Genomic DNA, 21,741 nt, shown 5'->3' with positions numbered 1-21,741 from the left:
GTGGTAGAAAAGTTGGCGCTGGTAAATCAGTTTTTGGCAAATTCGCCAGCGCCATAGCAAATAATGCGTGATTATAAGCTATTTACGGTATTTACAACATTCTCAACGGTGAAACCGAAGTGCTTGAATAAATCACCGCCTGGTGCAGATTCACCGAATGTTGTCATACCAACAACGCCACCAGCAAAGCCAACGTATTTGTACCAGAAGTCTGTGTGCGCCGCTTCAATGGCAACACGCTTAGTGACCGCACTTGGTAGTACACTTTCTTTGTAATCGCTATCTTGCGCATCGAATACGTTAGTTGATGGCATAGATACAACACGTACGTTCTCACCCAACTGGTCAGCCGCCGCCATCGCTAGGCTAACTTCAGAGCCAGTGGCAATTAAGATAGCTTCAGGCACGCCAACACTGTCTTTTAAGATGTAACCACCACGCTCAATATCAGCGACTTGTGACGCTGAGCGGGCTAATGCTGGTAAACCTTGACGAGAAAATACGAGTGAAGTTGGGCCATCTTGACGAATGACCGCGTGCTTCCAAGCCGTTGCTGCTTCGGTTGCATCAGCCGGGCGCCAAGTCACCATGTTTGGTGTCGTACGTAAATTAGTTAGCTGCTCGATAGGCTGATGCGTTGGGCCATCTTCACCTTGACCAATTGAGTCATGAGTGTAAACGAAGATATTTTGAATACCCATCAATGCCGACATACGTACCGCGTTACGTGCATATTCCATAAACATCATGAAGGTTGCGCCGTAGTTAATAAAACCACCGTGCAATGAAATACCATTCATAATACCGCTCATGCCAAACTCACGTACACCGTAGAAAATGTAGTTGCCAGCAGGATCGTCTTGAATACCTTTTGAGCCAGACCATAAAGTTAGGTTAGAGCCAGCCAAATCAGCAGAGCCACCAATTAATTCAGGCAGTAGAGCACCAAAGGCTTCAATGGCATTTTGTGACGCTTTACGTGATGCGATGTTTTCAGATTTTTCCTGACACTCTTGGATAAAGGCGTTGGCTTTTTCTTCAAACTCAGCAGGTAGTTCACCTTTTAATACACGGCGCTCGTATTCTGCTGCTAATTCAGGGTGTGCTGCTTGGTAAGCGGCAAATTTGTCATTCCAGCTTGCTTGTGCACCCGTACCTTTTTCCGTTTGGTTCCAAGCGTCAGCAATATTTTCTGGAATTTCAAACGGCGCATGTGGCCAGTTTAAGAATTCACGTGCAGCGGCAATTTCATCATCACCTAGTGGGGCACCGTGACAGTCGTGGCTACCTGATTTATTGGGTGAGCCAAAACCGATAATGGTTTTACAACAAATCATAGTTGGCTTGTCCGTTTCAGCTTGCGCCGCTTCAATCGCGTTAGCTACAGCTACAGAGTCGTGACCATCAACATCGCGAATTACGTGCCAGCCGTATGACTCAAAACGAGCAGGAATGTCTTCCGTGAACCAGCCATCAACATGACCATCAATAGAAATACCGTTGTCATCCCAAAATGCAATTAGCTTGCCTAAACCTAAGGTACCGGCTAATGAACAGGCCTCGTGAGAAATACCTTCCATCAAACAGCCATCACCCAAGAAACAGTAGGTGAAGTGATCAACAATATCGTGATCTTCGCGGTTAAATTGTGCGGCTAGGGTTTTTTCCGCAATAGCCATACCGACTGCATTTGAAATACCTGCGCCTAATGGGCCTGTAGTTGTTTCAACGCCCGGCGTGTAACCGTATTCAGGATGACCTGGTGTTTTTGAATGAAGCTGGCGAAAGTTTTCTAGCTCTGACATGGGTAAGTCATAGCCAGTTAAATGCAATAGTGAGTAAATAAGCATAGAGCCATGGCCGTTTGATAACACGAAACGGTCACGATCAGCCCAGTTAGGATCGGCTGGGTTGTGCTTTAGAAAATCACGCCAGAGAACCTCTGCGATATCCGCCATACCCATTGGGGCACCTGGATGTCCTGATTTAGCTTTTTGAACGGCATCCATACTTAACGCACGAATTGCATTGGCCAGTTGTTGACGCGATGGCATATATGCTCCTACTTAATTTCTTGAAAATTCGAATTGCTTGAAGTGAGCAGTATTCTCGCTCAGCATCATCGCCACTGCAAATGAATTTCGGGCAATTCTCATAATTTTTCGAGATAAAATATGATCTGAAACACAACCGCTAAAATTTGACTAAGCAGCTGTAATGCAAGCTTTTGACTTTTATGGGCAATCAGGCTGCTTACTGTTAGCCATAGCGCTGAATTTTAGCTGCTAATAATACGGGGCTTAGCAGGTTAAAACCGAATAAACTGGTATATTGAGCAAGTGACATTGGCAAAGTAACAACTTTTGAAAGAGAAACCGTTGTCGTAAATTGAAGAATACGTAAGCGATAGCGTTAAAATCACATGATTGAAACATAGGGGGCAGAAACAAGAATGTCTATAGCAATTGCTATTTCAAACCGTAGTGCCAAAACATTGATCAATGCCTTGAAAACACAACTACCCAATGTTGAGGTTAGAAATTGGCATGAGTATGAGGCTGGCGCTGATGTTAAGTTTGCAGTTTGCTGGCAGCAACCAAGTGAACTTTGGTCACACCTTCCTCATCTACAGGTAGTCTCTTCTCTGGGGGCAGGGGTGGATGGCCTAGTTTACGACATGAACCGTCCAAGCGTGCTCAATATTACCAGAATCGTCGATCCGAGTTTGTCGGCACAAATGGCAGACTATGTATTAGCGACAATATTGAATCATCAGCGCAATATGCAAACCTACTGGCGAGCTCAGCAAGAAGGACAATGGATATTCAAACGCCGAAACGTGGGTAACCATGTGACGATATTAGGCGCAGGTGAAATTGGTTTAGCAGTTGCTCGTAAACTTCACCTTAACGGCTATCAAGTCAGCACTTGGAGTCAGTCGCTCAAGGAGGCTGACTATATCTGCACAAGCTATGTTGGCATGGAGCAGTTAATTGACAGCGTAAAAAATGCCGATGTTGTCATTTCAGTGCTGCCGGCAACCACGCAAACGAATGATGTCATTGGCGAGGCGTTGTTCACTGCCATGCCAGAGCAAGGCTACTTTATCAATGTTGGTCGAGGAAATACCGTTGACGAACAGGCGCTGATTAATGCACTAAACAGTGCTGACATCGCAGGCGCTGCGCTTGATGTCTTTAAACAAGAGCCTTTACCTGAGCATCATCCTTTTTGGCAGCTTCCTCAACTAACGATTACACCACATATATCCGCTATTACTGACCAAGGTGAAGTTGTTCAACAAATTGCTGAAAATTATCGGCGATTCACACTTGGCAAGGCATTAAATAATCAAGTCGATGTAAATAGAGGCTACTAATTTGCAGTGTGCAAATAAATGATTGAAATGTCGATTATATTCAGATAAGTTTTTAGGGTTATTAAGTAATAACAATAATAAACAACTTAGTAAGTAGGTTTGCGTATGAATAAACCAAGCTCTAAAGGATTTAAACTTACTACTGTTATTGCTGCTGTTTTTGTGTTGGCAGTGTCGGCAGTGCTAAGTAACTCATCGGTTGCCGATGATACGGAAGTCGTGATAGAACAATCAGAATGAGTAGTCGATTGTTACATTAAAAAGCCCCAATTTTTGGGGCTTTTTAATTTTTGGTGATGTTGCGCTTTAGTTGAGCTGCCTTGAGACAGCTTAGCTACTTGAACACTCTAACGGGGGGGCAACTTTGTTGTTACGTTCGTTACGCTTTAATAAGTAAAAGGCATTAATCGCAACGATAACAACGTTTGATACCATACCCTGTGCTACATCTATATGCGTGTAATATACGCCCATCAACACACACCCAACCAAGGTCGCCAGTCTTAGCATTAGTATATCTTTGATAAAAAAAGCACCGATACATAAGGCCAGCCCAATCCAGCTTAGTGCGTCAAAGAATAGCGGGTTCATTAGTGTGTGTTACTCCATCGTTAGGTTAATAGTTTAAGGTTAATAATCGTCAGGTTACTAGTCGTTGCCACTTTCTATTGTCTTAGTGGCTAAATTCGACGCGCATTATCTAGATCAAATGGTGATTAAACAAACAAATAAAATTGCTGGTTGGTCATTAGAAAAACTAATGATTATGGTAAGGGCTTGGTTTTATGCTGAGGTATGCAAAACAGTGTTAAATCTTTTACTTTATTTTCGTGCCTAATACTTGTTATTGATGGCCTTTATTGATTTTCTCAAACGAAAATTAGGCTGTTTATGTCGGCTGGATACAGAGTATTAGTGACAAGTTATAGCCACATGGTGTAGATCAAAAAAACTGGGTTTTAATTGAGAGTGGAAAGGATGGCGTCTCTGGCAGGAGTCGAACCTGCGACCCTTCGCTTAGGAGGCGAATGCTCTATCCAACTGAGCTACAGAGACAGCTCAGTTGAATTTAAACTGTTTATCAATAGTTTACAATGCTTGGTGAACAGTAAAACGCAAATTTATAAAACCGTTACTATTGCTCACGTTTAACGGCTAAATCGTTAATTTGAATATTACTCAGCAGGTTTTGATTTGTGGCAACAGCGACAGCGCTGTCTTGAAATACTTCACTAACCTTCACCATATGGCTACTGACGTTATAGCCTGAATACATCTTTCCTTGATCACTGGTGAAGCTATTGAGATGAAGTAATGAGAATTCATCGCCTAATTTAACGCCCTGGCGTTTCCCTACGTTCACGATAACTTCATTGCCTTGCACTTTGACGATACGCGCACGTGTTTGTTGGCACATTAAGCTTTCATCAATATCGAGTAAAGCATCGTCTAGTGTCCGATCTATCATTCTGCCATAAGCGCTTTGCCAAAAGTTTTGGCTGCTTAGGTCAATAATATTACGCTTACCGAATGTCCAAGGTGCTTTGTTTTGGTAGTGGCTATCCCAAAGTAGCTCACCATTGTCGGTACTGTAGATGTAGAAGGCTGTGTCAAAGTGGCGGTCAAAATTATCTTCTTGCCAGAACTGCCATTGGTTTAACACTTGCTGGCCAAAAGATACATCGCTAACTTCGGTAAAAAGTACAAACTGAGTGTCAAAGCGTTGACCAAGTTCAACGGCTAAGTATTTAATTTTCTCTTGGTCAAAACTGCGATTGTAGCGACTAAATGGAATACTGCTTTTATGTGCCAACTTGATATCTATGTATTGCCCTTGCTGGCGAAGCTTATCGGCAAAACGAGCGACTAATTTTTTATCTAAGTCATATATTTGGCCGACATTTGCTTGTTCACGATGAAGCAATTGGGCTTTGGTCACTAGCATAGACTTTTTGAAGTCGGCGGCAAAACATTGTTGCTCTTGTGGAAATATATCAGCGCGAATCGTCACTTTGAGCATATCATTTTGGTAGCTCTCCTCTACTAACTCAATGGAATTGACGGTGCCACTGGCGCGAATGTTTAGCTCATCTTGGGTCAGTAAACCATTAACAACTTGTTGTGCGCTACTCACCGATGCGCCGGCAACCAGCAAAGCTTTTTTTAAAGCATTTTCCATGGCTTCTGAACGAGCGCTGTCACGATCATTATTGACTATATAAGCCGTGCCTTGTGATTCGTACCACTGAGCACTGCTGATGGCTGACGTTAAAAGTAAGGTGAATAGTGCTAAAATGCGCATAACGAGTAATCCAACTGATCTTTGCTCACATTCACAAAATAGTGTGAGCTAATAGTTAATCAAGTAAAAAGTATTTGCAGCTTTTAGTTTGCCTGTGCCAGTTTTTAGGCGGTATTTAAATAAAAGCATACATTTTAAAATGGATAAGCATGAATTATGCCTCTTTAATCAATAATACTTAATGGTAAGAATAGTTGGCGCACTTCGTGCATATTCCTAAGCCAAGAAGTCAACGTTAAACTTGTAGTAATAATTGAGGTGTCTCAATGAAAAATTGGCTATTAGCAGCCTGTATTCCTTTACTGGCCTCGTGCTCAATGAATAGTGAGCAAGATTTTTACAGTGTCAGCCATCAGAAAATGGATGAGATAGACAGTTTCGATCTGCCTAAGCACGCCATTAACGATGTGGTAAGAGGGCTGGCATATCAAATGCTGGAGCATAGTTCATTTGTTTCTCCGAAAACACCCATAGCAGTTACGTCGTTTGTTAACTTAGAAGATCTTGAGTCAACAAATTGGTTAGGTAATCAGCTATCGGAAAACTTTGTTCACGAATTGCAGCGTCACGGCATGGTGGTCATTGACTACAAGACAACAGGTCATATTCGCGTAACGAAAGATGGCGATTACGTCTTTAGTCGCGATTGGAAAGAGCTGCCTGAGCGACAAATTATTGACTATGTCGTCACCGGAACCATGATGGAGCAAGAAACTGGCATATTAGTGAATGCTCGTATGATAGGTATGCAGTCTCGTGTCGTTGTCGCCAGTGCACAATCATTTATCCCAAAATGGGTGATTGGTGATGAAGTCTACCGTGATGAAAACGTTCGACTTAAAGACGGTATGATTATTCGCACCAGTGAAAACTTGGCTGAAGAAGCTCGTGCGGTTCGTATACAGCAATAGTGAGTTGTAGGTAGCTTATGAAAATCGTCAATATTGTCACCTCAGTCATTGCTGTCATTTGTTTGTCAGCTTGCACATCTATTTATGACAAGCACGTGCAATGGCAACCAGTTAAGCCAGAAGTGTTTCCTGTTGTCACTGCAGTGGGTTATGCGCCAATTAGTTTGCAAAAATCGACGCATGAAACGCAACGTATGTTAATGGCCATTAAAGCTTCAAAACTTGCCGCCTATGCGGAATTGGCTGAACAGGTATATGGTCAACAAGTTGCCTCTAATATGACCATGGGCGACTTACTCATCGAAAATCATCAACTCAAAGCGTCAGTTCACGGTGTTATTCGAGGGGCAAAAGTCGTGAAGAGTTACCCCGTTGGTGATACCTATGCAACTGAGCTAAGTATCGACTTTAAAGATGTTTACGATATTTATATTGCGTCGGCGAGAAAACAAGAAATTAAAGACGTCACCTATTACTAATTATTAATACCTTCTTATTGATAAGCCGTATTAGCCTTAAAATAAGCTAATACGGCTTTTTTAGTATTTATATCTACTGGCTTATCAGGGGTTTTGTTTGATAAGTAAGCGGCTTGCGCAAGAATGAATCGAATTAATAAAAATATCAAAAAACTTTCAAAAAGGTGTTGACGCCCAGCTAAAAATCTCTAAAATGCGCATCCACTTCCACGGGGCAGCCCGTTGATGTTTTGTATAGGAAATACTTATTAGAGCGAGTCAGGACGACGAAAGCTCAGTTTTGATAAGTTTAGTTAGTGAATGTACTAAATAAACGGGTCAGATAACTTAGAAAAATGGCTCACTTAAAAACAAGTAAGATTTTTTCAAAAAGTTGTTGACATCAAAACTAGGAAGCGTAAAATGCGCATCCGCTCTCAACGAGAGAGTAAGCGGTTTAACAACGAATGCGATTGTTAACTCGCACCGAACAAAACGTTCATCCCTTAATGTTTTAAGAGGAGCGGTTCGGTATACCTACTTCGTGTAGGCATCTTTAACAATTAGTTATCATGCAATTTGTGTGAGCATTCACATGATGTTGATTTTACAAATAAGCAAGTTTCGAGCTTGCAAAAATTAACTCAGTGAACTCATGCAAAAACTACTTTTTTATAAGTTTTATTTGTACAGAATTCATTGAGCCGAAGCCTTTCTTAGGAAAGTGTCTTCACAAACGATTTTAATTGAAGAGTTTGATCATGGCTCAGATTGAACGCTGGCGGCAGGCTTAACACATGCAAGTCGAGCGGAAACGAAGAGGAGCTTGCTCCTTTGGCGTCGAGCGGCGGACGGGTGAGTAATGCTTGGGAATATGCCTTTTGGTGGGGGACAACAGTTGGAAACGACTGCTAATACCGCATAATGTGCTTTTCGTAAGAGAAGTACCAAAGCGGGGGATTCTTCGGAACCTCGTGCCAAAAGATTAGCCCAAGTGAGATTAGCTAGATGGTGGGGTAATGGCCTACCATGGCGACGATCTCTAGCTGGTTTGAGAGGATGATCAGCCACACTGGGACTGAGACACGGCCCAGACTCCTACGGGAGGCAGCAGTGGGGAATATTGCACAATGGGGGAAACCCTGATGCAGCCATGCCGCGTGTGTGAAGAAGGCCTTAGGGTTGTAAAGCACTTTCAGTCGTGAGGAAAGGTTAGTAGGTAATATCTGCTAGCTGTGACGTTAGCGACAGAAGAAGCACCGGCTAACTCCGTGCCAGCAGCCGCGGTAATACGGAGGGTGCGAGCGTTAATCGGAATTACTGGGCGTAAAGCGTGCGTAGGCGGTTTGATAAGCCAGATGTGAAATCCCGGGGCTTAACCTCGGAACTGCATTTGGAACTGTTTGACTAGAGTACTGTAGAGGGTGGTGGAATTTCCAGTGTAGCGGTGAAATGCGTAGAGATTGGAAGGAACATCAGTGGCGAAGGCGGCCACCTGGACAGATACTGACGCTGAGGCACGAAAGCGTGGGGAGCGAACAGGATTAGATACCCTGGTAGTCCACGCCGTAAACGATGTCAACTAGCTGTTTGTGTTCTTGAAACGTGAGTAGCGTAGCTAACGCGCTAAGTTGACCGCCTGGGGAGTACGGCCGCAAGGTTAAAACTCAAATGAATTGACGGGGGCCCGCACAAGCGGTGGAGCATGTGGTTTAATTCGATGCAACGCGAAGAACCTTACCATCCCTTGACATCCACAGAAGTTACTAGAGATAGTTTCGTGCCTTCGGGAACTGTGAGACAGGTGCTGCATGGCTGTCGTCAGCTCGTGTTGTGAAATGTTGGGTTAAGTCCCGCAACGAGCGCAACCCCTATCCTTATTTGCCAGCGAGTCGTGTCGGGAACTCTAAGGAGACTGCCGGTGATAAACCGGAGGAAGGTGGGGACGACGTCAAGTCATCATGGCCCTTACGGGATGGGCTACACACGTGCTACAATGGCGTATACAGAGGGCAGCAAGACCGCGAGGTGGAGCGAATCCCAGAAAGTACGTCGTAGTCCGGATTGGAGTCTGCAACTCGACTCCATGAAGTCGGAATCGCTAGTAATCGCGAATCAGAATGTCGCGGTGAATACGTTCCCGGGCCTTGTACACACCGCCCGTCACACCATGGGAGTGGGTTGCAAAAGAAGTGGCTAGTTTAACCTTAGGGAGGACGGTCACCACTTTGTGATTCATGACTGGGGTGAAGTCGTAACAAGGTAACCCTAGGGGAACCTGGGGTTGGATCACCTCCTTATCTTGAAGTAAGACACATTATGGGTCGACAAGTCAGACATCCTGTCGAGTCGACACAGGTACATCCATGTACCTTGAGTGTTCACACACATTGCATTGATAACGATGAATGAAGAAGTAAGATCTTGAAATAGGTCTGTAGCTCAGCTGGTTAGAGCGCACCCCTGATAAGGGTGAGGTCGGCAGTTCAAGTCTGCCCAGACCTACCAATTCACGTCAGTGACATTGGCCCTTTGTTTTCAAGTCGACCCAGATCTACGTTAGTAGGTTACCCAATCGATGGGGCTATAGCTCAGCTGGGAGAGCGCCTGCCTTGCACGCAGGAGGTCAGCAGTTCGATCCTGCTTAGCTCCACCACTTCTTCACAAGAGCAAGAAGCCAAATTAAAGCTTACTGATGAGTAATATTTAATTTGGTTTTTTTAACCACGATTTAAGCGAATGCGTCTTAAATTGAGTTCTTTAACAATTTGGAAAGCTGATATATATCCCGAATATACCACTCGTAAGAGTGGGATATTCGAATGATGATTACAGTGTCGCGCTGTAAGCATCAAACCTGAAATAAGATTTTTCCTTATCTTATTTCAATCTAATTCAAGCATACTCCAATCATTCATTTGATTGAGTACGTGAAAATGTCAGTCATACATTAGCATCAAGGCTTGTCTCTTGATGACTTAAATAAGTAAAACTATTTGGGGTTGTATGGTTAAGTGACTAAGCGTATATGGTGGATGCCTTGGCAGTTAGAGGCGATGAAAGACGTGTTAATCTGCGATAAGCCTAGGTAAGGTGATAAAAACCGTTATAACCTAGGATTTCTGAATGGGGAAACCCAGTGCCATAAGGCACTATCAATAAGTGAATACATAGCTTATTGAGGCGAACCGGGAGAACTGAAACATCTAAGTACCCCGAGGAAAAGAAATCAACCGAGATTTCCTTAGTAGCGGCGAGCGAACGGGAATTAGCCCTTAAGCTTATGGGCGTTAGTGGAACAAGCTGGAAAGCTTGGCGATACAGGGTGATAGCCCCGTACACGAAGACAAACATAAGTGAAATCGAGTAGGTCGGCACACGTGAAATGTTGACTGAACATGGGGGGACCATCCTCCAAGGCTAAATACTCCTAACTGACCGATAGTGAACCAGTACCGTGAGGGAAAGGCGAAAAGAACCCCTGTGAGGGGAGTGAAATAGAACCTGAAACCGTATACGTACAAGCAGTGGAAGCCTTAGGGTGACTGCGTACCTTTTGTATAATGGGTCAGCGACTTATATTCTGTAGCAAGGTTAACCGATTAGGGGAGCCGTAGCGAAAGCGAGTGTTAACTGCGCGTTCAGTTGCAGGGTATAGACCCGAAACCCGGCGATCTACCCATGGGCAGGTTGAAGGTTGGGTAACACCAACTGGAGGACCGAACACACGTATGTTGAAAAATGCGGTGATGACCTGTGGGTCGGAGTGAAAGGCTAATCAAGCCGGGAGATAGCTGGTTCTCCCCGAAATCTATTTAGGTAGAGCCTCGGACGAATACCATTGGGGGTAGAGCACTGTTAAGGCTAGGGGGTCATCCCGACTTACCAACCCTTTGCAAACTCCGAATACCAATGAGTACTATCCGGGAGACACACTATGGGTGCTAACGTCCGTAGTGAAGAGGGAAACAACCCAGACCGCCAGCTAAGGTCCCAAAGTCATAGTTAAGTGGGAAACGATGTGGAAAGGCATAGACAGCTAGGAGGTTGGCTTAGAAGCAGCCATCCTTTAAAGAAAGCGTAATAGCTCACTAGTCGAGTCGGTCTGCGCGGAAGATGTAACGGGGCTAAACTATGCACCGAAGCTGCGGATTTGAGCTTTTGCTCAAGTGGTAGGGGAGCGTTCTGTAAGCCGTTGAAGGTGTGTTGAGAAGCATGCTGGAGGTATCAGAAGTGCGAATGCTGACATGAGTAACGATAAAGGGGGTGAAAAACCCCCTCGCCGAAAGACCAAGGTTTCCTGTCCCATGTTAATCAGGGCAGGGTAAGTCGGCCCCTAAGGCGAGACCGAGAGGTGTAGTCGATGGGAAACAGATTAATATTTCTGTACTTCTTTATATTGCGATGGAGGGACGGAGAAGGCTAAGCAAGCATGGCGTTGGTTGTCCATGTGAAAGATTGTAGGCTGGAAACTTAGGCAAATCCGGGTTTCTAAGGCTGAGAGTCGAGACGAGACGCTACGGCGTTGAAGTTGTTGATGCCCTGCTTCCAGGAAAAGCTTCTAAGCATAGATATAAAGGAACCGTACCCCAAACCGACACAGGTGGTTAGGTAGAGAATACTAAGGCGCTTGAGAGAACTCGGGTGAAGGAACTAGGCAAAATAGTACCGTAACTTCGGGAGAAGGTACGCCGGCTCTGGTGATGGGACTTGCTCCCTAAGCTGAGGTCGGTCGAAGTAACCAGGTGGCTGGAACTGTTTATTAAAAACACAGCACTGTGCAAAATCGAAAGATGACGTATACGGTGTGACGCCTGCCCGGTGCCGGAAGGTTAATTGATTGGGTTAGCTCTGCGAAGCTCATGATCGAAGCCCCGGTAAACGGCGGCCGTAACTATAACGGTCCTAAGGTAGCGAAATTCCTTGTCGGGTAAGTTCCGACCTGCACGAATGGCGTAATCATGGCCACACTGTCTCCACCCGAGACTCAGTGAAATTGAAATTGCGGTTAAGATGCCGTATACCCGCGGCTAGACGGAAAGACCCCGTGAACCTTTACTATAGCTTGACAGTGAACATTGCTCCTACATGTGTAGGATAGGTGGGAGGCTTTGAAACTTGCACGCCAGTGTGAGTGGAGCCAACCTTGAAATACCACCCTTGTATGCGTGATGTTCTAACCTAGGCCGATAATCTCGGTTGGGGACACTGTCTGGTGGGTAGTTTGACTGGGGCGGTCTCCTCCCAAAGCGTAACGGAGGAGCACGAAGGTTGGCTAAGTACGGTCGGACATCGTACGGTTAGTGCAATGGCATAAGCCAGCTTAACTGCGAGACAGACACGTCGAGCAGGTGCGAAAGCAGGTCATAGTGATCCGGTGGTTCTGTATGGAAGGGCCATCGCTCAACGGATAAAAGGTACTCCGGGGATAACAGGCTGATACCGCCCAAGAGTTCATATCGACGGCGGTGTTTGGCACCTCGATGTCGGCTCATCACATCCTGGGGCTGAAGTCGGTCCCAAGGGTATGGCTGTTCGCCATTTAAAGTGGTACGCGAGCTGGGTTTAGAACGTCGTGAGACAGTTCGGTCCCTATCTGCCGTGGGCGTTTGAGAATTGAAGAGGGCTGCTCCTAGTACGAGAGGACCGGAGTGGACGAACCTCTGGTGTTCCGGTTGTTTCGCCAGAAGCATTGCCGGGTAGCTACGTTCGGAACTGATAACCGCTGAAAGCATCTAAGCGGGAAGCAGGCTTTGAGATGAGTTCTCACTGGGCCTTTAAGGTCCCTGAAGGGTCGTTGGAGACTACGACGTTGATAGGTCAGGTGTGTAAGGGTTGTGAGGCCTTGAGCTAACTGATACTAATTGCCCGTGAGGCTTAACCATACAACACCCAAATGGTTTTGTAGACTGACAAAACACATTCACGTACTCAGTATCTTGAATTAAAAACGATATATTAAAAATAGCTTTCTAGATTGTAACGTTTTCGACTGGCAACAATAGCGTTGTAGTACCACCTGATCCCATGCCGAACTCAGAAGTGAAATGCAACTGCGCCGATGGTAGTGTGGGAGGTCCCATGTGAGAGTAGGTCATTGCCAGTCATCTATTTTAAGCCCCTGTCTGATGACAGGGGTTTTTTCGTGTGAGCTATTTAAAAACACTGCCTAGCGACAATAGCGTTGTAGCACCACCTGAACCCTCGATAACTGCTCCCTCGGCTCTGGCTTCCTGCTTCGCTCTACCTTCTAAATCCATTTAGTTGTGCGTTGTCCTAATCACCTACATCCATTTAGGGGGGCGCTCTTGCCACAAAAAGGCAGAAGTGACCGCTCTTGATCATCCATGACATTAAAGCTTATCAGAGAGCTTGCTCTCTCAGCTTATTGGACTATTTGATAGACTCCAGTTAATTTGTTGTTTCTCTGGTTGTTAATATTGATAAGTATCATCAAAGACCCTTGTTTTTAGGCACATAATGAATTGCAATACGGTTTTGACAAAACGGGCGACATTGTATTGTTGATCGACTATATTCTTTACACTAAAGTTGTATCGACCATTTTATCTATTAATAAATTATGGTTTTTAAGCGTATTTTAAGAGTGTTAGAGTGAACCAGTTTTTAGCTCACGGTCAGTTTTACATCCGCACAGAGGGACAATGTCTTTATACACAGATGCTTGGTGTATGGAATAAAGAGGGAACAGAGAGATATTCACAAGCCGTAAAAAATCAAGCGCAAAGGATGTTGAGCTCCCCTTGGGCGCGTATTGTTGATTTAGCTGAATTTGAGGGAGGTGGTAGTGAAGTGACAGCAGAACTCACTAGACTTCAAAGATGGGCAAAAGACAACAGCTGTATTTACGTTGTATTTATTCTACCGAAAAGCCTTGTCGAGTATATGTTGCAATCTGCTCATGATGTATATCAACCCTTTGAAATCGTTCAGAGTAAGCAAGAAGCTGAAATACTAGCTCAACAACAATTGCAACAATATACCGTCATTTGACTTGTTATCAGCGTTCAGATTTACCAAATGCTATCGTTAATTCATCAAACGTTTTTATCTGATCAATGACATTAACCACATCAGCATGCCTTGTTTCGGTTGAGGGAATAAGGATAGCTGTTGTTGTCGAGTTCTCTGCAAGAAAGTTCTCAATACGGGCTGGTAGGCGTTCAATATCTACTAACTTCCCATTAAAGTTAACCACACCAGAATCTGAAATACTGACAACAATTGTAGGATTTGCATTAGATGGCGATTTGTTGGATTTAGGTTTAGTGACCTCTAAACCAAGCTCTTTCACGAATGAAGTTGTAACGATAAAAAAGATGAGTAAGATAAATACGATGTCTAGCATGGGAGTCATGTCAACATCAGCTTCATTTTCTTGGTCGTGTCTTCTTCTTTTGCTCATTACGCCTTCCTTATGTTTTTTATATAAATTATCTGCGTTTAATAAACCCTAGATGAAAATAATCAACATCGCTACTAAAGATTAGGTAACAACTTATTTCAAAACAAAGAAACAAAAAAGCAGCGATAAAGCTGCTTTTTAATTTGGGCTATTCGCTATGCGAGTGTCTTTGAGATGAAATTAAGTTGAACTCGTTTAAGGCTGAAATAGTGAGTTGCATTTGCGCTTCAACCTGATCAAGGTCAGCTAGGGCTTGGCAAAACTGCTCAGCTTTTTGCTCTAGTCGGTTTGCACGAGTACCGATCTCTAGTTTCAGCTCTTCTCCCATGTGCTCAAGTTTGTCGTCGTATGTGCTAACGCGCTGCTCAATAGTGTCTTCATCTCGATTAGCCATGGCTTCACCCACAGCCATTAAAATAGTCCCAATAGACTCTGAAACTATTTCTTCAATTTCTTGCTCGAATTCACCTGCAAAAATTTCATCGAAATCGTCAAAATCTTGTGGGGCGATATAATAGCTTTTATCACTGTGGTTGAATTTTTTACGGAGCCTCATCTGCATATCGTCAAACTTCTCTTGTAACTTTCTATGAGAAGCACTGTTTTCACCCGTAAGGCCACCGATAACTTTATTGACAGCCTTTAAGCCAATTTCTACCCCCTCTATGGCAATAAAGACTATTTCTGGTACTTGACTGCGTATTCCTTTGCTAAAGTCGCTGACAAGGGCTGTCTGATGGGATTCGAGGGCGACTTCTCTGCCTCGAACAAATAGTTGGCTATCATCGTTGATTTGAACGTAAGTTTGGCCATTATCTAAAATTCTTACGTGATTAGGTTCAATAATCACGCCGTAATTAAAGTTAACGTTGCAATGCTCTGCATACACATCAGTGGCATAAAGTGATGAGGCAATAAGGCCTGCAATTAGGGGATATTTTGCATTCAAGGTATTCTTACTCAAATTATACAATTGGATCTATGATGATTTTACGATCCTTGTATCGCATTTTACTCGCTGGAAACTCACGTTTCGTTCGCTCTTGGAATTCACCAATTGCTATCTCTACGCTTTGGTATAGCTTTTCTGTCGCTTCAAGGTAAACCGAGGTCATAAATGCTTGCTGTTGGGTTTCAAGTTGCTCCTTTTCTAGCAGTATCTCACCCATTTGTTTGGCATGAAACTGATAAGTGGTAACAACTTTTTGCAGCATAGCTTTTGTTTGCTCATTTTGTGGCAGTTTTTTTAGTTTTTTAGTGGCTGCTTGAAGCTCAGTCGTTGTTTCGTCTTCGGTTGCAAAGCGTTCATCAATTTCTGATAGCTGCTGAACAAACTCTGCTAGCGGCTTCTCGAAGTTAATCAAAGTCTTACTGCCAGCGGTCGCACCAACAATGCCCGCGTGGATAGACGACGATGCGCTAACAAGTCCGCCAATCAATTTGCCGTTAGCTTTGTCTTCTTCGCCCACCCAAAGTACGCCACCGACATCAATTAAACTATGCATCAGCTGATTTTCAATCCGTATATTTCCGTTACATTGAATGTCGGCGTACTGACAATATTTGGCGAATAGGTTGCCAACGGCACGAATTGTTGCACTCATTTTGAAATCGCGGATATCACTGTCTTGGCCATCTAGATCTTGTTTTTTGCCAATAATACCACTGGCAATCGTGATGTCTCCGCCAGCAGTCAACTGTGCAGACTCGACAAAGCCACCAATGGTTATATCGCCCGTCGCCTTAACCTTCATGCCCTCATTGACGTCACCGTCGATGATTACACTCCCTTGAAAGTCAATATGTCCAGAGCCTACATCGACGTTGCTGATTTTGTAAATTTCATCCACTTCCATTCCATTGTCGATAATTTTAGGTAGGCCGACTTTAGTGGAAATAAGGACATTTTCATTTTTAGGGCTGACAACTGTGCCTTCACCTGGAGTCAGCAGCGCATCCTGTCCTGGCTCTGGCAGGAGTGGGGTGGCGGTGACAGTGTAGCCTTTAATCCCTTGCGTTAACGGTATTTTCTTCGCTAGAGGTTCACCAATTCTGACGCATATAATATCGCCTAGATCGCGCATATCAACGCGTCCGTCCTCTTGCTTTTTAGGGCGTAATATTCGCTCTTGCGCGCTTTGAACAAGTGGCTTGATACGAGCGTCTTTGCCATTAACGGCTTCGCGACCAGCAGCAATAGCGTGTTTGACTAGTGTGCCTGGCTCGGCTTTGGCTGCCATATGGGCAAGTTTGAGCAGGTCTTCTTTGCTAAACCCCTTTTTGACACCTGCTGCTTTTGCTGCGTCTAGAATGGCTTTTGCAGTTAGGTGCGCTCCACCCATAGCAGAAGTGATTTCTGCTTCGGCAGACATTTCTTCGCTGCCGATTTGAATTGTGATGGTCGCGTCTTTGCGCGTCAGTATTTCGTAGCGAATCTCCCGCCCGGACTGCCCCTCTTCCAGGGGCTTGAGTACCGAGTCGAGTTCAGCCAAGGCATTCTTGATGTTAGCTGCATTAACAAAAAGTGCGGTGAACTCTGACGCTTGAATTAATCCTTTAATAGTTGCTTCATTGATAGTATCGCCGCCTTTTAGTGGCGTTAAAAGTAAGTCTATATTGTCTTTTGTGTTCGCCAATAAACTTGCTTTGGTCATTCTTATCCCTTACGGCAACTAATCAAGCTAACTAAGCTATTGTTAAAAATAGTTTTCTTGATGGATTTTAATAAAGTTTGAGGTACCCTCCTTGGTATAGTCGATTTTGTACTCTTTGTTGTCTAAAGCTTGAATAAAAAGTAATTTTTTCTCTTCGCCAAACACATCAATCGAGCCAACATCGATCACTTCTTGGTACGCTTTTTTGGCGTCAGATTTTTTACGAGGTACTACCCCTTTGTACACGCCTATACCACGGTGACTAACAATGATAGTAGTGTGTGAACCATTAGTTATAATTAGGTCAATTTTTCTCACTTTGTGGATAATGGTATTTCTTCCACTCGTGATGTAATTTTTTTCGATCAAAATGCTTTCCTCATCTATTAGGCAGCCAGTTCGTTACATAAAATACACTTAATTGTAAATGAATTGTTAGCAACAAAGGAAGGCAGAATAGCTTTCTTTGAATATATTAATTTTTGCTACAACACGCAAATTTTAAGGCGGTTATATCTTGTATTAGTTAGCTTTTTTGGCGTTCGATTAAGTATCTTGGCATCTCTGCGCTCGTCAACAATAATCGCCTTGCTAGATCCAAACCTATAGCGGTAACGAAGTGCTGAAAATAGTAGCGGTTTGCCGGAATAAACAAACAAACACTTTGCAGTGCTGACTTAGTGCCCCAAGCCAGCCATACCGTGCCAACAGGTTTGTCTTCGGTGCCTCCACTTGGGCCGGCGACGCCTGATACAGCAACGACGATATCTGCATTGGTTCTGTCTAGCGCGCCATTGGCCATTTCAATCACAGTTTGTTCAGACACGGCGCCGTGTTGTGCGAGCGTTTCGGGGTTGACCCCAAGCATGGCCTCTTTTTGGCCATTGGCATAGCTAACAAAGCTACCGTCAAATACCGCAGAAGAACCGGCAACCCTTGTCATGCTGCTGGCTAGCATGCCGCCAGTACAAGACTCGGCAAAGGTAATCTTTTTGTTTTGGGTGCGTAATAAGGTTTGTAGGTGGTCACCAAAAGTCAGTGGTGTCTCTGTTATCTCGGCAACTAAATGGTCACCTAGTAGTGCTTTGATCTTTTCAAAACAATCTGCCTTGTCTTGCTTAGCTTGGGCACTTTTGGAAGTCAGTTTTAACTCAAGTAAGGGCATTGACGCGCGAAAGCCTAACTCAACCGTTTCTGGCCAGTCTTCAATTTGTTCGTCAACCAACTTTTGCAGTGTCGACTCACCAATACCAAAAACCTGATAACGTGAAACATGGTGGTGGCTAACTTCGGGGAGTAAATTTTCTATGCTTGGTATGAGCTCTCGATCGAGCATTAGCTGTAATTCTTTGGGGACACCAGGCGTACAATAAATGTCACAGCCGTTAAGTTGCATATGAAAACCTACTGCACTGCCCAAGTGGTTGGCAATAATGTCACAGCCATCAGGTAGCATGGTTTGCTTGAGGTTTGGCGCATTTAGCTTAAAGTTACGCTGCTCACACCACTGGGTAATATGCGTTAACGCTTGTGGATGTTGAGTAATGGGGACGTTAGCGACTTGAGCAAGCGCTTCTGCGGTTAAATCATCAACTGTTGGACCTAGGCCGCCATTGACGATCAATACATCGGATTTTTGGCTAATGGCGGTTATTTCATCAATCAGATCGGTGATGTCATCAGACACGGCAACTTTGCGTTTTACTGCTAACCCCAGTTTAGCGAGTGATTGTGCAATCATTGCTGAGTTGCTATCGACAATATCGCCAGACATTAACTCATTTCCCGTCAGTAGTAGCTGAATGTTCAACATTTGATATGCTTCCTTTAAACCTTTTTAAGTGGTTATCACGTCTAAGCTTTTAACAATAGCCCAGATAATAAATCTAAGGACATCAACATGGAAACCTTAAACACTAAATTAATCGCAACATCATTAGTTTACGCACTTATTTCTGCTCCTGCGTTTGCTCAAGAAAGTAAGGTAATAGAGCAAGTATTCACTGTTGAACAAGGTACAGAATTTTCGTTAGAAAATATTAATGGGCGTGTTGATGTAGGGCATACAGACGGCGATCAAATTGAAGTAGTTGCCACTTTGCTCGCCGATAGCGAAAGCGAGCTTGATGATATTGCAGTGCTCATGGAGCAGCGTGACAACGAAGTGATGGTGGAAACTCGATATAAAAAAAGCAAATGGGGAAAAGGCTATAGTTCTGGCAGAGTGAACTATTCGGTGAAATTGCCAACACTTGTTGATGATACGGAAGTGGATTTAGTTAATGGCTCTTTGACCATTAGTGATGTCAATGGCCGAATCGATGCCGATTTAGTTAATGGTTCAATTGACGCACAAGGGCTAAGCGGCAACAGCAAGTTAAACTCGGTTAACGGCAGTGTAACGGCAAATTTCGTTAATCTTGAGCAGGTCATAAAAGTAAAGATCAAGACTGTTAATGGCAGTATCAAAGTATACATGCCGGCAGATGCGCAAATAAAAGTCGATGCTGAAACCATGCACGGCAGTATCAAAAATGACTTTGGCTTAAAGGTTGATAAGAACTTATTTAGCGGCAAGCAAATGAAAGGCGTTATTGGTAATGCGACCGCTAAACTGTCGCTAGATAGTGTCAATGGCAGTATTAAAGTACTTAGCAACTAACTGAGCTGGCAGTTACTTAGCTCGGCAACGAAATAGCCAAGCTAATTAACAACCAAGTTAAGAGCCGCTGAGCTTTAACCTGAGCTGTAGCTCCTAGCCATAGCTTCTAGCCATCGTAAAGCCGCGTCCGCTAGCACACACCTGCTTAGTAAGGGGCGGTTGTTGTTACGCGCTTGCTTTACTCACTCGCTCAGTACGGTTAAGCGAGTGTTACCTTATAAATTTATGCTCAAGCACCTAATGCTAGGCATTGGCTTTTTAGTGTAATGGCGGCTCGGCAATGCTTGAGCACAAAGCGATAGTCTGTGGGCTGTAATAGCGCCAAATTCAAATCAAAAGAGTCAACGCCGCGTGCTCACAGGTAATGCTAGCGTTACTAACATAGATTCCAACGTGAAAAACGCTGTACTTAAAAAATTAAATCGCGTGGGAGCTATCGTCTTAGCTGAGGGAATTTTCCACCAGTAATACGCCTATCACCTTTCATTTATTCAACAACCAGAACTTATTAACAAATTTTACGCTTTTTTACGTGATAACGCAGAACTTGTGGCAAAATTAAAACAGAAGTACAAGATAATTGAGAAAACTTGATGAACCAATTTAACCGAGACCAGTTAATTGGCCAATGGGTGCGAAATTGCCAAGACGACCAAGGTAATCCATTTGTTGAACACGCTGAATTTTTCCCTGATGGCAGTTTTGAATTCTGTTTTATGACGATGTCGCCAAAAGGGGAAGTCATTGAACAAATTATTGAAATGGGGGACTGGGGGCTAGTTGGCGATGTCCATTTTACCATCACCAAAAATGAAGTGGTTGAAGAAAAGCTCTATGCAGCAGATCTCAATAACGCCGATAACTATCATGCTTATCAAGTGACACAATTGAGCGTTGATAGCTTTACGTATCAGCACCTTATCTCAAAAGAGTCCTTTATCCTAAAACGGGTAATTGATAACATCGGCCACTGTTAATTACATCAACGAAAAACGATAGGTAAAAAGAGTCATGAAATCGCTAAACCAAGCCAGTTTGATCACCGCAGTAAAAACCCCTTTTGATCAGCACGGAGATATTGATTTAGATACTTATGACAAGCTTGTAGAGCGCCAAATTAGCGCAGGTGTGGATGGCATTATTGTCGGTGGCACAACAGGTGAAGGGCACTTGTTAAGCTGGGAAGAGCACCTGATGTTAATTGCCCATAGCGCCCATAAGTTTGGTGAGCGCCTGTTGATCGTTGGTAACACGGGCAGTAATAACACGCGTGAAGCGATTAAGGCGACTGAGAACGGTTTTGCGACAGGAATGGACGCTGCACTGCAAATTAATCCGTATTATGGCCGAACGTCTGATGCTGGTGTCGGTGTTCACTTTGGCAAAGTACTCGATATTGGCCCTGCGTTTATTTACAACGTGCCAGGTCGAACAGGTCAAGATCTAACGCCTGAAATTATTGAACCTTTGGCAGAGCACAAGCATTTTATTGGCGTCAAAGAATGTACGGGTAATGACCGTATCGCTTATTACGAAGCGCGCGGAATTGCATGTTGGTCGGGTAATGACGATGAAAGTTTTGATGGTCGTCATCAATACAAATCTCACGGTGTTATTTCTGTTACGTCAAATATAGTGCCTGAATTGATGCGAACACTGATGGATGAGCCTAACGCTGAGCTGAACCAGCAGTTACAAGCGCTAATGGGCTGGCTCTTCTGCGAACCTAATCCTATTGCAATCAATACCGCATTGATGATGACAGGCGCGGTGAACCCTAACTTCCGTTTACCTTACCAAGCCCTTACTCAAGCACAACGTGAACAAGGTTTGGTATTGTTGGCTGAGATTGACGCCGATAAGCGCGTTGGTGATAAGCTAAACCTACTTGCAGATAACGACTTTAATTACTGTTATTAACAACATTATGATCTTTAAACTGGCAAAGT

The 21,741-nt window shown here is 44.0% G+C and carries 16 protein-coding genes, 3 tRNA genes and 3 rRNA genes; 13 read left to right on the top strand and 9 right to left on the bottom strand.

Going from position 1 to position 21,741, the window contains the following annotated elements:
- Positions 1–71: 71 nt before the first annotated feature.
- The gene (gene tkt, locus DXX93_RS15700) at positions 72–2,054 is read right to left on the bottom strand and encodes a transketolase (protein ID WP_116008921.1); all 1,983 of its coding nucleotides are present in this window, start codon (positions 2,052–2,054) and stop codon (positions 72–74) included.
- 398 nt (positions 2,055–2,452) lie between these two features.
- Here tkt and DXX93_RS15695 point away from each other — a divergent pair, with 398 nt between their 5' ends.
- Both DXX93_RS15695 and DXX93_RS21025 read left to right on the top strand, forming a co-directional pair.
- The gene (locus DXX93_RS15695; protein WP_116008920.1) at positions 2,453–3,379 is read left to right on the top strand and encodes a 2-hydroxyacid dehydrogenase; all 927 of its coding nucleotides are present in this window, start codon (positions 2,453–2,455) and stop codon (positions 3,377–3,379) included.
- 105 nt (positions 3,380–3,484) lie between these two features.
- Positions 3,485–3,619 (top strand): hypothetical protein, encoded by a 135-nt coding sequence (locus tag DXX93_RS21025; protein WP_258872686.1) that lies wholly within the window; start codon positions 3,485–3,487, stop codon positions 3,617–3,619.
- Between the two features lie 90 nt (positions 3,620–3,709).
- Here DXX93_RS21025 and DXX93_RS15690 read toward each other — a convergent pair whose 3' ends face one another.
- The 3 genes from DXX93_RS15690 to DXX93_RS15675 all read right to left on the bottom strand — a co-directional run bounded on the left by DXX93_RS15690 (position 3,710) and on the right by DXX93_RS15675 (position 5,681).
- Positions 3,710–3,970 (bottom strand): hypothetical protein, encoded by a 261-nt coding sequence (locus tag DXX93_RS15690; RefSeq protein ID WP_116008919.1) that lies wholly within the window; start codon positions 3,968–3,970, stop codon positions 3,710–3,712.
- Between the two features lie 388 nt (positions 3,971–4,358).
- Positions 4,359–4,435 (bottom strand) — tRNA-Arg (locus tag DXX93_RS15680).
- 79 nt (positions 4,436–4,514) lie between these two features.
- Entirely contained in the window at positions 4,515–5,681 is a 1,167-nt protein-coding gene (locus DXX93_RS15675; protein ID WP_116008917.1) for a flagella assembly protein FlgT, read from the bottom strand.
- A 266-nt stretch (positions 5,682–5,947) separates the two neighbouring features.
- Here DXX93_RS15675 and DXX93_RS15670 point away from each other — a divergent pair, with 266 nt between their 5' ends.
- From DXX93_RS15670 to DXX93_RS15635, 8 genes are all read left to right on the top strand, one after another.
- Positions 5,948–6,592 (top strand): FlgO family outer membrane protein, encoded by a 645-nt coding sequence (locus DXX93_RS15670; protein ID WP_116001046.1) that lies wholly within the window; start codon positions 5,948–5,950, stop codon positions 6,590–6,592.
- A gap of 17 nt (positions 6,593–6,609) precedes the next feature.
- Entirely contained in the window at positions 6,610–7,071 is a 462-nt protein-coding gene (locus DXX93_RS15665) for an LPP20 family lipoprotein (protein WP_116008916.1), read from the top strand.
- Positions 7,072–7,793: 722 nt separating this feature from the next.
- A 16S ribosomal RNA gene (locus tag DXX93_RS15660) occupies positions 7,794–9,350 on the top strand.
- A 131-nt stretch (positions 9,351–9,481) separates the two neighbouring features.
- Positions 9,482–9,558 (top strand) — tRNA-Ile (locus DXX93_RS15655).
- Positions 9,559–9,630: 72 nt separating this feature from the next.
- A tRNA-Ala gene (locus DXX93_RS15650) sits at positions 9,631–9,706 on the top strand.
- 352 nt (positions 9,707–10,058) lie between these two features.
- Positions 10,059–12,935 (top strand): 23S ribosomal RNA (locus tag DXX93_RS15645).
- A gap of 106 nt (positions 12,936–13,041) precedes the next feature.
- Positions 13,042–13,156: ribosomal RNA gene (rrf, locus tag DXX93_RS15640) — 5S ribosomal RNA — on the top strand.
- Together the 16S, 23S and 5S rRNA genes with 2 tRNA genes alongside form the textbook arrangement of a ribosomal RNA operon.
- Before the next feature lie 509 nt (positions 13,157–13,665).
- A complete protein-coding gene (locus tag DXX93_RS15635; protein ID WP_116008915.1) occupies positions 13,666–14,064 on the top strand; it encodes a hypothetical protein in 399 nt (132 codons plus the stop codon).
- A 7-nt stretch (positions 14,065–14,071) separates the two neighbouring features.
- On the opposite strand, the gene DXX93_RS15630 is transcribed toward DXX93_RS15635, so the two are convergent.
- The 5 genes from DXX93_RS15630 to DXX93_RS15610 form a co-directional block, all read right to left on the bottom strand.
- Positions 14,072–14,476 (bottom strand): ExbD/TolR family protein, encoded by a 405-nt coding sequence (locus DXX93_RS15630; RefSeq protein WP_116008914.1) that lies wholly within the window; start codon positions 14,474–14,476, stop codon positions 14,072–14,074.
- Between the two features lie 148 nt (positions 14,477–14,624).
- Positions 14,625–15,425 carry a YggN family protein gene (locus tag DXX93_RS15625; protein ID WP_258872685.1) on the bottom strand — a complete coding sequence of 267 codons (801 nt, stop codon included), beginning with the start codon at positions 15,423–15,425 and terminating at the stop codon, positions 14,625–14,627.
- A 16-nt stretch (positions 15,426–15,441) separates the two neighbouring features.
- Complete coding sequence (locus tag DXX93_RS15620) at positions 15,442–17,130, bottom strand: DUF342 domain-containing protein (RefSeq protein ID WP_116008912.1); 1,689 nt, start codon at positions 17,128–17,130, stop codon at positions 15,442–15,444.
- A gap of 42 nt (positions 17,131–17,172) precedes the next feature.
- Positions 17,173–17,499 (bottom strand): hypothetical protein, encoded by a 327-nt coding sequence (locus DXX93_RS15615; protein WP_116008911.1) that lies wholly within the window; start codon positions 17,497–17,499, stop codon positions 17,173–17,175.
- 157 nt (positions 17,500–17,656) lie between these two features.
- Complete coding sequence (locus DXX93_RS15610; protein ID WP_116008910.1) at positions 17,657–18,943, bottom strand: CinA family nicotinamide mononucleotide deamidase-related protein; 1,287 nt, start codon at positions 18,941–18,943, stop codon at positions 17,657–17,659.
- Positions 18,944–19,030: 87 nt separating this feature from the next.
- On the opposite strand from DXX93_RS15610, the gene DXX93_RS15605 reads away from it, so the two are divergent.
- The 3 genes from DXX93_RS15605 to dapA all read left to right on the top strand — a co-directional run bounded on the left by DXX93_RS15605 (position 19,031) and on the right by dapA (position 21,712).
- Positions 19,031–19,792, top strand: a complete 762-nt coding sequence (locus DXX93_RS15605; protein WP_116008909.1) for a DUF4097 family beta strand repeat-containing protein — start codon at positions 19,031–19,033, stop codon at positions 19,790–19,792.
- 593 nt (positions 19,793–20,385) lie between these two features.
- Positions 20,386–20,769, top strand: a complete 384-nt coding sequence (locus tag DXX93_RS15600) for a hypothetical protein (RefSeq protein WP_116008908.1) — start codon at positions 20,386–20,388, stop codon at positions 20,767–20,769.
- Positions 20,770–20,803: 34 nt separating this feature from the next.
- Positions 20,804–21,712 carry a 4-hydroxy-tetrahydrodipicolinate synthase gene (gene dapA, locus DXX93_RS15595; RefSeq protein WP_116008907.1) on the top strand — a complete coding sequence of 303 codons (909 nt, stop codon included), beginning with the start codon at positions 20,804–20,806 and terminating at the stop codon, positions 21,710–21,712.
- Positions 21,713–21,741: the final 29 nt, after the last annotated feature.

It is taken from the genome of Thalassotalea euphylliae (assembly GCF_003390335.1).
GTDB lineage: Bacteria > Pseudomonadota > Gammaproteobacteria > Enterobacterales > Alteromonadaceae > Thalassotalea_F > Thalassotalea_F euphylliae_B.
The sequence above is the reverse complement of the archived record's forward strand: the minus strand, read 5'-3'. Positions and strand labels throughout refer to the sequence as shown.